The organism is Cupriavidus sp. Agwp_2, from assembly GCF_040784895.1.
Lineage (GTDB): Bacteria > Pseudomonadota > Gammaproteobacteria > Burkholderiales > Burkholderiaceae > Cupriavidus.
In genome coordinates, this window is record NZ_CP088083.1 from 3,669,079 (window position 1) to 3,681,373 (window position 12,295).

At 64.7% G+C, this 12,295-nt stretch carries 11 protein-coding genes; all 11 read right to left on the minus strand.

All coding sequences use genetic code 11. The features are described 5' to 3' along the window. Positions 1-97 precede the first annotated feature (97 nt). The 11 genes from LPA45_RS17215 to atpE all read right to left on the minus strand — a co-directional run bounded on the left by LPA45_RS17215 (position 98) and on the right by atpE (position 12,226). Positions 98-2,425 (minus strand): primosomal protein N', encoded by a 2,328-nt coding sequence (locus LPA45_RS17215; RefSeq protein WP_233528153.1) that lies wholly within the window; start codon positions 2,423-2,425, stop codon positions 98-100. Positions 2,426-2,947: 522 nt separating this feature from the next. After that, positions 2,948-4,039, minus strand: coding sequence for a uroporphyrinogen decarboxylase (gene hemE / locus LPA45_RS17220; RefSeq protein WP_317923452.1), 1,092 nt, complete (start codon positions 4,037-4,039; stop codon positions 2,948-2,950). Between the two features lie 112 nt (positions 4,040-4,151). Further along, the gene (locus LPA45_RS17225; RefSeq protein ID WP_367394668.1) at positions 4,152-5,102 is read right to left on the minus strand and encodes an alpha/beta hydrolase; all 951 of its coding nucleotides are present in this window, start codon (positions 5,100-5,102) and stop codon (positions 4,152-4,154) included. Between the two features lie 50 nt (positions 5,103-5,152). Further along, positions 5,153-5,590, minus strand: a complete 438-nt coding sequence (locus LPA45_RS17230) for a CoA-binding protein (RefSeq protein ID WP_317923448.1) — start codon at positions 5,588-5,590, stop codon at positions 5,153-5,155. A 771-nt stretch (positions 5,591-6,361) separates the two neighbouring features. Beyond that, positions 6,362-6,778, minus strand: coding sequence for a F0F1 ATP synthase subunit epsilon (locus LPA45_RS17235; protein WP_010811262.1), 417 nt, complete (start codon positions 6,776-6,778; stop codon positions 6,362-6,364). 96 nt (positions 6,779-6,874) lie between these two features. After that, positions 6,875-8,278, minus strand: a complete 1,404-nt coding sequence (gene atpD / locus LPA45_RS17240; protein ID WP_116320010.1) for a F0F1 ATP synthase subunit beta — start codon at positions 8,276-8,278, stop codon at positions 6,875-6,877. 33 nt (positions 8,279-8,311) lie between these two features. Further along, entirely contained in the window at positions 8,312-9,187 is an 876-nt protein-coding gene (gene atpG, locus LPA45_RS17245; RefSeq protein ID WP_116320011.1) for a F0F1 ATP synthase subunit gamma, read from the minus strand. 74 nt (positions 9,188-9,261) lie between these two features. After that, positions 9,262-10,803, minus strand: coding sequence for a F0F1 ATP synthase subunit alpha (gene atpA, locus LPA45_RS17250; protein WP_116320012.1), 1,542 nt, complete (start codon positions 10,801-10,803; stop codon positions 9,262-9,264). A gap of 38 nt (positions 10,804-10,841) precedes the next feature. Then, complete coding sequence (locus LPA45_RS17255) at positions 10,842-11,387, minus strand: F0F1 ATP synthase subunit delta (protein WP_116320013.1); 546 nt, start codon at positions 11,385-11,387, stop codon at positions 10,842-10,844. A gap of 2 nt (positions 11,388-11,389) precedes the next feature. Beyond that, positions 11,390-11,860, minus strand: a complete 471-nt coding sequence (locus LPA45_RS17260; protein ID WP_116320014.1) for a F0F1 ATP synthase subunit B — start codon at positions 11,858-11,860, stop codon at positions 11,390-11,392. Between the two features lie 99 nt (positions 11,861-11,959). Continuing rightward, positions 11,960-12,226, minus strand: a complete 267-nt coding sequence (atpE, locus tag LPA45_RS17265; RefSeq protein WP_010811268.1) for a F0F1 ATP synthase subunit C — start codon at positions 12,224-12,226, stop codon at positions 11,960-11,962. Positions 12,227-12,295 lie beyond the last annotated feature (69 nt).

The following is a 12,295-nucleotide window of genomic DNA, read 5'->3' on the forward strand; positions in this document are numbered from 1 at the left end:
CGATCTTACTCCCGAAAAACCAAAAGGTGCAACCTAGTGCAACCCTAGAGTTAACCCTGACAAGCGGGTTGCACCTATACTTCCGCCGGCGGTTGGCTCAGATCCGGAGCGGATCGATTTCCAGCTGCCAGCGCACCCCCTTCGCCTCCGTTCCTACCTCTGCGAAAGTCTGTACCCACTCGGCCACGAACCGTTGCAGCGCCGGCCTTGACGTCGCCTCGACCAGCATCTGGGCACGTTCACGGTTGGCGATGCGCACCATCGACATCGGCACCGGATCGTGCAGTTGCACCTCGGCCGCCAGCTGACACGTTTCCGCATGCCGCCGCGCCACCTGCAGGAACTGCAGCGCCCTGTCCAGCTCGCCATGTTCGGTCGTGACCAGCACCTGGAAGCAGAACGGGGGCAACCCGGCCTGGCGCCGCTCGCGCAACTGGCTGGCAGCGAATCCATCATAGTCATGGCGCGTGAGCGCCTGCAATGCCGGCGTGTCCGGGTAGCGAGTCTGGATCAGCACCTCGCCCGGCAGCCCGGCGCGGCCAGCGCGCCCCGCCACCTGCATCAGCGATGCGAACAGGTGCTCGGCAGCGCGGAAATCGTGGCTGAACATGGCTGCGTCCGGGTGCACGATCCCCACCAGCGTCACGCGCTGAAAGTCATGGCCCTTGGCGACCATCTGGGTGCCCACCAGGATGTCGACTTCGCCGGCGTGGACTTCGTCGAACATCGCCTGCGCGCTGCCCTTGCGCCGGGTGGAATCCGCGTCGATGCGGGCGATGCGGGCCTGGGGAAAACGCGACGCCAGCGCCTCCTCGATGCGCTGGGTGCCGCGGCCAAGCGGCGCGATATCGACATTGCCGCAATCCGGGCAGTGGTGCGGCACGGGCGACTCCAGGCCGCAGTGGTGGCAGCGCAGGCGGCGCTCCGGCCGGTGCAGCACCAGGTACGCCGAGCAGCGCGGGCAGCCGGACAGCCAGCCGCAGCTGTCGCAGGCGATCACCGGCGCATAGCCGCGGCGGTTCAGGAACAGCAGGCTCTGCTCGCCGCGCGCCAGCCGGGCGTCGATGGCTTCCAGCAGCGGCACCGACAGCCCCTCGAACAACGCGCGCTGGCGTTGCCGCTCATGGTTCAGATCGACCAGCCGGACCACCGGCAGCGCAGCATCGGCCTGGGCGCGCTCGCGCAACACCAGCTTGCGGTAAGTGCCCTGCCCTGCCCGCCACCACGTTTCCATCGAGGGCGTGGCCGAACCGAGCACAATCGCAATGCCGCGCTGCTTGGCGCGCCATACCGCCAGGTCCCGCGCCGAGTAGCGCAGCCCTTCCTGCTGCTTGTAGGAGGTATCGTGCTCCTCGTCGACCACGATCAATGACAGTGCCGGCAGCGACGCCATCACCGCCATGCGCGTACCCAGCACGATGCGGGCCTCGCCGCGGTGCGCGGCCAGCCACTGCAGGCTGCGCTCCTGGTCGGCCAGGCCGCTGTGCAGCACGGCCAGCGGCAGGTGCGGGAAACGCGCGGCAATGCGCGCCTGCAACTGCGGGGTCAGGTTGATTTCGGGCACGAGCATCAGCACCTGGGCGTGCGGGTCGCGTTCCAGCACGGCCTGCATCGCATGCAGGTAGACCTCGGTCTTGCCGCTGCCGGTAACCCCGTGCAGCAGGAACGGGGCAAAACCCTGCGCGTCAGTGATGGCCTGCACCGCGGCGCGCTGCTCGTTGTGCAAGGCGGGGGCCGCGGACGGCGGCTGCGCCGGAGCGGTCGGCAGCAGCGGCCGGGCGGTACGATCGGCTTCGACCCAGCCGGCTGCCTGCCATTCGGCCAGCCGCGCCGGCGCTGCCGCGCACAGCGCGCGCGCCTCGGCCAATGCCAGTGGCGTGCCGGTAGCAGCACGTTCGGCGAGCCCCTGCGCCAGCGCCCGCACGCTGCGGGCCCGCGGCGGGACGGCGGCCAGCAGGTTATCCACATGCTCAGGCAACAGGCGGTATTCGTCGGTACGGGCACGCTGCGCCAGGCCCGGCCAGCCGTCGGGCTCGCGCAACGCCGGGGGTAGCGCCGGCAGCATGACTTCGCCGAGGCGGCGCTGGTAGTAGCGTGCGGCAAAGGCGGCCAGTGCGATCCAGTCGGGCGGCAGCGGCGGCATCCAGTCCAGGCGCTGGGCCACCGCGCGCAGTCGGTCGGTGGGCACATCGGAGGCGGCGGCGCGCTCCACGGCCACGCCGACCAGGCTGCGGCGGCCAAACGGCACCACGACCAGGTCACCGGGCGCGACGTCGGGTGTGGCCAGGTAATCGAAGCAATCGTCGGCGGGCGTGTCCAGGGCGACGCGGACGATCGGAAGTCCGTTGGCATCGCCGGCCGAGGCATCGCCGGCCGTTACGGCGGATAAGGCGGATATGGCGAGTGCGCCGCTATCGTCCGCCATCGCGCCGTTCCTGGTGCACGCCCCCTGCGCCGACTCTGTGCATCGGGCAACGTGAAAACAAATGGGAGCGGTTTTGTGTGCGGCGCAACATCAACTTAAAGTAAAACTTCAAATGTGGCCCTAAGTCGATGATAGATGACTGGTTTTCCACTAATTCCAACGCCCCTGTGGATAACTTTGTTGAAAAGTCGCGCCGGAGGGCCCGGAAGGCCCGCGAATCAAGGGATCCACTGGCATCGGTCCATGCTTTGCAAATCTTCCAAAGCCTTAATAATCAAGACCTTGCAAACGTCCCCCAGATAGGTTAGGGACTAACCCGCTCTTGCACTGCGGCAAACCTATCGGTGTGCATAAGTCAAGCCCCGACAATCAACTCTGGGCACCTTTTTGGCGAATGGCGGCGAAAAAGTTAACTTGACAGGTGTAACGGCGCGGCTCCCGCAGCACCGGGTACGCGCCGGCGCGTTTCGCTGCAGCGCGAGGCGCCGCCGGCATCGTCTGCGACGGCGCATACCGCCCAGGTCACTTCTGCGCGCTGCGCAGCTTGCGGCTGTAGGCGTGCACTTCGTCGACCAGCACGGTGACATGCTCGGGCGGCGTGAACTGCGAGATGCCGTGGCCAAGGTTGAACACATGGCCGTCGCTGCCGCCAGTCGCCGCGTAGCTGTCCAGCACGCCGCGCACCTGCTCGCGGATCGCGGCCTCGGGCGCGAACAGCACCGTGGGGTCGATATTGCCCTGCAGGGCCACGCGTCCGCCGGTACGGCGGCGCGCCTCGGCCAGGTTGACGGTCCAGTCCAGCCCGATCGCATCGGCCCCGGTATCGGCCAGCGCCTCGAGCCACAGCCCGCCGCCCTTGGTGAAAACGATCGCCGGCACCTGCTGGCCGGCGTGCTCGCGCTTCAGTCCGGCCAGCACGCGGCGCATATAGGCCAGCGAGAAGGTCTGGTACATGCCGTCGGCGAGCGCACCGCCCCAGGTGTCGAAGATCATCACCGCCTGCGCGCCCGCCTCGATCTGGGCGTTCAGGTACGCCGACACGGCTTCGGCGTTGATCTCCAGGATGCGGTGCATCAGGTCCGGACGGCCGTACATCATCGCCTTGACCGTACGGAAGTCGTCCGAGCCGCCACCTTCGACCATGTAGCACGCCAGCGTCCACGGGCTGCCCGAAAAACCGATCAGCGGCACGCGCTGGCGGCCGTCCTGCACCAGCGCCCGGCGGATCTCGCTGACGGCGTCGAACACGTACTGCAGCGAGGACATGTCTGGCACGGCCAGCTTCTGCACGTCAGCTTCCGTGCGCAGCGGATGCGCAAAGCGCGGGCCTTCGCCCTGTGCGAACGACAGGCCCAGGCCCATCGCGTCGGGCACGGTCAGGATGTCGGAGAACAGGATGGCCGCGTCCAGCGGATAGCGGTCCAGCGGCTGCAGGGTCACCTCAGTGGCGTAGGCCGGGTTCTTGGCCAGGCCCAGGAAGCTGCCGGCGCGCGCGCGCGTGGCGTTGTACTCGGGCAGGTAGCGGCCAGCCTGGCGCATCAGCCACAGCGGCGTGTATTCGGTGGGCTGGCGGCGCAGCGCGCGCAGGAAGGTATCGTTCTGCAGTGCGGTCATGGTCATCCTCGTAAGACCGCCATTCTAAGGGATGGGCGCCGCGCGCCGGCGTTTTGACGCGCGCTCGGGCGTTCGCCTGGGTGTTCGCTTCGGCGTGCGCTTGTGTGTGCGCTCAGGCGTCGTCGAGCAGGTCGCGAAAGGCACCGGCGGCACGCCGCATCCACTCGCGCGCGCGCTCGGCTTCAGGCTGTAGCCGGGCAAAGCCGTGGGTCATGCCGCTTGCCTCGATGGTGATTACCGGGGCGTCGTGGCGGACCAGGAAGTCGGCGTAGGCCAGGCCGTCGTCTCGCAGCACGTCGTGGGCCGCGACCAGGATCACCGTCGCGGGCGGCCGTACCGGCGGCGCCGCCATCAGGTGGACGCGCGGGTCGGCATGCGCCGCACCTTGCGCGAGGGCGTCGGCGCCGATGAACTGGCTCCAGAACCAGGCCATTTCGTCGCGCGTCAGGCCGGGGCCGTCGGCAAAGGCGCGGTAGCTTTCCGTCGCCAGTACCGGCGCGGTGACCGGGTAGATCAGCAGTTGGGCATCGACCCGCACCGCGTTGCCGCCGTTGAGCTGCTGTGCAGCCTGCGCCGCCAGGTGGCCGCCCGCGCTGTCACCGGCCAGCGCGAGGAAACCCGGTGCCAGGCCCAGCGCCTGGCGCTGGCCTGCCAGCCACGCCGCCGCTTCCACGGCATCTTCGCAAGGCGCCGGGAACGGATGCTCGGGCGCCAGCCGGTAGTCGACGCTGGCCACCGCGCAGCCGGTATCCGCGGCGAGCAACGCCGCTACGGTGTGATGGGTCTGCGACGAGCCGATGACCCAGCCGCCGCCATGGAAGTACACGATCAGCCGCGGCGGGACTTCGCCCTGCGGCCGGAACAGCCGCGCACCAAGTGTGCGTCCTGCCAGCGGGATCGCCAGGTCATGCACGGCGATGCTTTCCGGGTCCGGCAGCAGAGAAGTTGCCGCGATCTCGGCAAAGCGTGCCCGGTGGGCGGTGACATCGGCGGGCGCCGGCACGCCGGCATAGCGCTCGGCCAGGCGGCGGTAATAGGCATGCAGTTCGGGATCGATGGCCATGGTCGGCAAGGGGGCTTGTAAAAACGAAAACGGGCCAGCGCTGGCGCGGCTCAGCGCGCCAGTGCGCGCGTCAGCTCGATCTTGCTGCAGCAGTCCTGGACCGCCAGTAGTCCGGCGGCGGCGGCGCGGCGCACGGCTTCGTCATTGACGATGCCAAGCTGCAGCCAGACCCCGCGCGCGCCGATGGCGATGGCGTCGTCGACCACACCTGGCGTGTCCTCGGCACGACGGAAGATGTCGACCCATTCGATGCGTGCTCCGCTGGCGGCCATTGCCTCGGCAGCTTGCTGCAGGCTGGCGTGGCAGGTCTCGCCAAGGATGCGCTCCCCGGCGTGGCGGGGATTCACTGGCACGATACGGAAACCATGGCCTTGCAGGAATTCCGCCACTTCATGGCTGGCTCGCTCGGGGCGGTCGGACAGGCCGACCACCGCCACGGTCTTCATCGCCAGCATGGCTTGTATCGCGGGCTGCATCTCTGGGTGCATTACGCCTCCGGCTGTGAACAACTGCGGGATAAGTCTTGGGATAACTATTGGATAGCCGCTGGACAACTGCAGGATAAGCGGGGGAAACCGTACCGCTTCCGTTGACCGGGAACCGGTCAGCGCGGCAGACGTATCGAATCGTAACCGCGAATCGCCACACCGGTCATGGTGCGAGAGCGAACACGGAAAACAGCCCGTGAATGATACGGTATAGGCACGTTACAGCGGCGAACATGACGCCAGCACGAGGAAATGTGGCGAACGCGGCGGATGGGGGCGCGAGCAGCTTTCAACTTCTTGCAAAACGATACATTTTGTTACTGCCATGCCGGGGAGTTTCCCCCACAATGCATTGACACACCCGCTATCTGGGTGCGGCGCCCCAGCAAAGATTGCTGTGCAGACCTAAAGGGGCGTGGTGAAGAAAGCCTTTTTGTAGCGTTTCTTGCAGTAACCCGATTTTCCGATCCAGCAAAAATGCCGCTGGACCGGAGCACCAGGAAGACCGTTTTAGCGCGTGGCCTTTGTGGCCTGTGTGCGGATATCAGATATCCGATGCGCCTTGATTGTCACCTGGACCGAACCCGTTCCTTCGAATTGACCCCTCGAAGGGATTTTCCCGTCCGCGCGGAGCCTCCCCGGCCCGCGCGCTTTTTTTTGTCCAGGCAGAGCGAAAGCATATCGCTGTGCCTACAAAAAAGGCAGCCTCCCGGCTGCCTTTTTTTAAATGTCGCATCGAAAAAACAACAACGCGACAGGACTGCTGATTCTTTACTTCTTACGACGCAGGCGGGCGATGGCAGCCAGCTGCGCAGCCGCCACGGCGAGCTCGCTCTGGGCACGTGCCAGGTCGAGATCGCTGCTCTGGTTCTGCATCAGCTCTTCGGCTGCACGCTTGGCTTCCTGGGCCTTGGCTTCGTCCAGGTCGCCACCGCGGATGGCGGTGTCGGCCAGCACGGTAACGTGCTTGGGCTGCACTTCGAGAATGCCGCCGGCAACGAACACGAACTCTTCGCTGCCGTCTTCCTTCTCGATGCGCACCGCACCCGGCTGGATGCGCGTGATCAGCGGCGTGTGGCCCGGCAGGATGCCCAGCTCACCCGACTCGCCCGGCAGCGCCACGAACTTCGCCTGGCCGGAGAAGATCGACGCTTCCGCGCTGACGACGTCTACAAGAATGGTTGCCATATCTGATCCTTTCTCCAATCGCTTCGCTTCTGACGGCTACACCGCTTCGCGCGATGCACCGCTGCCCCCGCGGGCGCGGGGGCACAGAAACTAGGCTTACTGGAGCTTCTTGGCCTTCTCGAAGGCTTCGTCGATCGAGCCGACCATGTAGAACGCCTGCTCGGGCAGGTGATCGCACTCGCCGTCCACCAGCATCTTGAAACCACGGATGGTTTCCTTCAGCGGCACGTACTTGCCCGGCGAACCCGTGAACACTTCGGCCACGTGGAACGGCTGCGACAGGAAACGCTGGATCTTACGCGCGCGGTTCACGGCCATCTTGTCTTCCGGCGACAGTTCGTCCATGCCCAGAATCGCGATGATGTCGCGCAGTTCCTTGTAGCGCTGCAGAGTCTGCTGCACGGCGCGCGCGACGTTGTAGTGCTCCTGGCCAACCACTTGCGGGTCCATCTGACGCGAGGTCGAGTCAAGCGGGTCCACGGCGGGGTAGATACCGAGAGCGGCGATGTCACGCGACAGCACCAGGGTCGAGTCCAGGTGCAGGAAGGTGGTTGCCGGCGACGGGTCGGTCAAGTCATCCGCAGGCACGTACACGGCCTGGATCGAGGTGATCGAGCCAGTCTTGGTCGAAGTGATGCGCTCCTGCAGCTTGCCCATTTCTTCAGCCAGCGTCGGCTGGTAGCCCACGGCGGAAGGCATACGGCCCAGCAGTGCCGACACTTCGGTACCGGCCAGCGTGTAGCGGTAGATGTTGTCGACGAAGAACAGGATGTCACGGCCCTCGTCGCGGAACTTCTCGGCCATGGTCAGGCCGGAAAGTGCCACGCGCAGACGGTTGCCCGGCGGCTCGTTCATCTGGCCGAACACCATGGCCACCTTGTCGAGCACGTTCGAGTCCTTCATTTCGTGGTAGAAGTCGTTCCCTTCACGGGTACGCTCGCCCACGCCGGCGAACACCGACAGACCGCTGTGCTGCTTGGCGATGTTGTTGATGAGCTCCATCATGTTGACGGTCTTGCCCACGCCAGCACCACCGAACAGGCCCACCTTGCCGCCCTTGGCGAACGGGCAGATCAGGTCGATCACCTTGATGCCGGTTTCCAGCAGGTCGGTCGAAGGCGACAGTTCGTCGAACTTCGGGGCCTTCTGGTGAATCGCGCGGCGCTCGTTGGAATCGATCGGGCCAGCTTCGTCAATGGGGCGACCCAGCACGTCCATGATGCGGCCCAGCGTGCCTTGACCCACCGGCACCGAGATCGGCGCTTCGGTGTTCTTCACCGGCATGCCGCGGCGCAGGCCGTCCGACGAACCGAGGGCAATGGTACGGACCACGCCGTCGCCCAGCTGCTGCTGGACTTCGAACGTCAGGCCCTTTTCGGCGAACGACGTTTCGCCGCTGTCTTCCAGCACCAGCGCGTCGTACACCTTCGGCATTGCGTCGCGCGGGAACTCGATGTCCACCACGGCGCCAATGCACTGCACAATATTTCCGATACTCATTTCGTATCTCCGATAGCTTGAATTCTTGACGCCTCAGACCGCTGCTGCACCGCTGACGATCTCTGACAATTCCTTGGTGATCGCTGCCTGCCGGGTCTTGTTGTAGTCCAGCTGCAGTTCGCCGATCACGTTCTTGGCATTGTCGGATGCCGCCTTCATGGCCACCATGCGCGCCGACTGCTCGGACGCCATGTTCTCGGCCACGGCCTGGTACACCAGTGCCTCGACGTAGCGGACCAACAGCTCTTCCACCACGGTCTGCGCGTCAGGTTCGTAGATGTAGTCCCACGAGTAGGCGCGCTTCTCTTCTTCCGTCTGCGACAGCTTGTCGGCGGCCAGCGGCAGCAACTGCTCGACCACCGGTTCCTGCTTCATCGTGTTGATGAACCTGGTGTACGCCAGGTACACCGCGTCGACTTCACCGTTAGTGAATGCGTCGAGCTGGACCTTGATCGCGCCGATCAGCTTTTCCAGGTGCGGGGTGTCGCCGAGCTGCACCACATTCGAGGCCACCTTGGCGCCGATGCGGCTCAGGAACTGCAGGCCCTTGCTGCCGATGGCAGTGGCTTGGACACCCACGCCGCGACCCTGCAGGCTCTTCAGCTCGTTGGTCACCGCACGCAGCACGTTCGTGTTCAGACCGCCGCACAGCCCCTTGTCGGTCGTGACCACGATCATGCCGATGCGCTTGACTTCGCGCTCCTGCATGAACGGGTGCTTGAACTCGGGGTTGGCCGAAGCCAGGTGCGCCGCGATGTTGCGCACTTTCTCGGCGTAAGGACGGGCGTTGCGCATCCGCTCCTGCGCCTTGCGCATCTTGGATGCGGCGACCATCTCCATCGCCTTGGTGATCTTGCGCGTGTTCTGCACGCTCTTGATCTTGGTTCGAATCTCTTTCGTTCCGGCCATATCTTCCTCTCCACCCGAACCAGCGCCGCGCCGGCATGAGCCAGGCGCGGCGGTGGTATCGGGGAATCACGCGGTTAGAACGCGGCGGACTTCTTGAAATCCTCGATCGCAGCACGCAGGGCGGGCTCATCTTCCTTCGAGAGGACCTTGGTCTCTTCGATGCGGTTGACGAGGTCGGCGTACTTGGTCTTCAGATGGTCGTGCAGGCCCTTCTCGAACGGGAGGATGTCCTTCACTTCCACGTTGTCGAGGAAGCCATTGTTGGCTGCAAACAGCGACGCCGACAGCTGCCACACCTGCTGCGGCTGGTATTGCGCCTGCTTGAGCAGTTCGGTCACGCGGCGGCCGCGCTCGAGCTGCTTGCGGGTGGCGTCGTCCAGGTCCGAAGCGAACTGCGCGAAGGCAGCCAGCTCACGGTACTGCGCCAGGTCGGTACGGATACCGCCGGACAGGTTCTTCACCACCTTGGTCTGTGCAGCACCACCCACGCGCGACACCGAGATACCGGCGTTGATGGCGGGACGGATACCGGCATTGAACAGGTCGGTTTCCAGGAAGATCTGACCGTCGGTAATCGAGATCACGTTGGTCGGCACGAACGCGGACACGTCGCCGGCCTGCGTTTCGATGATCGGCAGCGCGGTCAGCGAACCGGTCTTGCCCTTGGTGGCACCGTTGGTGAACTTCTCGACGTAGTCTTCGTTCACGCGGGCAGCACGCTCCAGCAGGCGCGAGTGCAGGTAGAACACGTCGCCCGGGTAGGCTTCGCGGCCCGGCGGGCGGCGCAGCAGCAGCGACACCTGGCGGTAGGCCCAGGCTTGCTTGGTCAGGTCGTCATAAACGATCAGCGCGTCTTCACCACGGTCGCGGAAGTACTCGCCCATCGTGCAGCCGGCGTAGGCAGCCAGGTACTGCATGGCGGCCGAGTCCGAAGCGGCGGCAGCCACGACGACGGTGTATTCCATCGCGCCGTGCTCTTCCAGCTTGCGCACCACGTTGGCGATCGTCGAAGCCTTCTGGCCAATGGCGACGTACACGCAGTACATGCCCTTGCCCTTCTGGTTGATGATCGCATCCACTGCAACAGCGGTCTTGCCGGTCTGGCGGTCGCCAATGATCAGCTCACGCTGGCCACGGCCGATCGGCACCATCGAGTCGATCGACTTCAGGCCGGTCTGCACCGGCTGGCTCACCGACTGACGCGCGATCACGCCCGGCGCGACCTTTTCGATCACGTCGGTTTCCTTCGCGTTGATCGGGCCCTTGCCGTCGATCGGCTGGCCCAGCGTGTTGACCACACGGCCCAGCAGTTCCTTGCCAACGGGCACTTCCAGAATGCGGCCGGTGCACTTGACCGTGTCGCCTTCGGAAATGTGTTCGTAGTCACCCAGCACCACGGCGCCGACCGAGTCGCGCTCGAGGTTCAGCGCGAGGCCGAAGGTGTTGCCGGGGAATTCCAGCATCTCGCCCTGCATCACGCCAGACAGGCCATGCACGCGGCAGATACCGTCGGTCACGGAAATCACCGTGCCGGTGTTGCGCACTTCAGCTTCGGCGCCAAGACCCGAGATGCGGGTCTTGATCAGCTCGCTGATTTCTGAGGGGTTCAGTTGCATCACAATGCTCCTAATTCTTCAATCCGTCGGACAGCCGCTCAGGCGGCGGTCAGCGCGGTTTGCATGGCTGCCAGGCGCGCACGCACGGAGGTGTCGAGCACTTCGTCGCCAACCTTGATGCTGACGCCGCCGATCAGGGACGGGTCCACCGCCACCTGCGCGTACAGCTTGCGGCCGAACTTGCGTTCGAGTGCAGCGACCAGGTCGCTCAGCTGACCATCTTCCAGCGGGAAAGCGCTGATGATCTCAACGTCGGACGACCCTTCGCGGGCGTTCTTGAGCGCATGGAACTGTTCGGCGATGTCAGGCATCACCGACAGGCGGCCGTTCTCCACCAGCAGCTTGACGAAGCGGCGTGCCTCGTCGCTGACCGGGGACTTCAGCACCGACAGGAACAGTTCAGCCAGCTTGTCGCCGGGAACGTTCGGATCGTCGGCGACCGCCTTCATGTCGGCATTGGCGGCAACTTGCCCCATTTCCGACACCAGCTCGGACCATGCACCCAGGTTGCCTGCGCTCGATTCACTGGCGACGCGGAACAGCGCCTCAGCGTAGGGACGGGCAATGGTTGCGGTTTCAGCCATGATTAGAGCTCAGCCTTGAGTTGATTGAGCAGGTCGGTGTGGACCTGCGCGTTCACTTCACGCTTGAGGATCTGCTCGGCACCCTTGACGGCCAGCACGGCGACCTGGTCGCGCAGTTCTTCGCGAGCACGGGTAACCTGCTGTTCTGCGTCGGCCTTGGCCTGGGCAATGATGCGTGCGGCTTCTGCCTGGGCGTTCTGCTTGATCTCGTCGGCCGTCAGCTGGGCGCGCTTCTCGGCGTCAGCGACGCGTTGAGCGCCTTCGGTGCGGGCTTCGGCCATAGCCTGGTCCACACGCTTGTTGGCGAGTTCAAGCTCGGCCTTGCCCTTCTCGGCAGCGGCGAGGCCATCGGCGATCTTCGTTGCGCGTTCGTCGAGCGCCTTCACCAGCGGCGGCCAAATGAATTTGGCAACAACCCACCACAGGATGAAGAACACGACCATCTGCGCAAAAAACGTTGCGTTCAGATTCATGGTGTGTTCCTTTCGGTAATCAAACTACAGATAAATGCACAAAAGGCGGCTGGGCTGGTGGCCCGCGCCGCCCGTCAGCATCATGCAGACCGAAAAGAATTACTTGATGACAGCCAGCAGCGGGTTGGCGAAGGCGAACAGCATTGCAACACCCACGCCGATCAGGAATGCCGCGTCGATCAGGCCAGCCAGCAGGAACATCTTGGTTTGCAGCGGGTTCATCAGCTCGGGCTGACGTGCGCAGGCTTCGATGTACTTGCCACCCATCAGGGCGATACCCAGGCAGGCGCCGATAGCGCCCAGGCCGATGATGATGCCGATACCGATGGCGGTCAGACCCTGGATGTTGGCGAGAAATTCTTGCATGACGACTCCTTTAATTTAGAGAGACTTAGAACCAAAAAATCAAAAAACCAAAAAACCTAAAACTTGAAA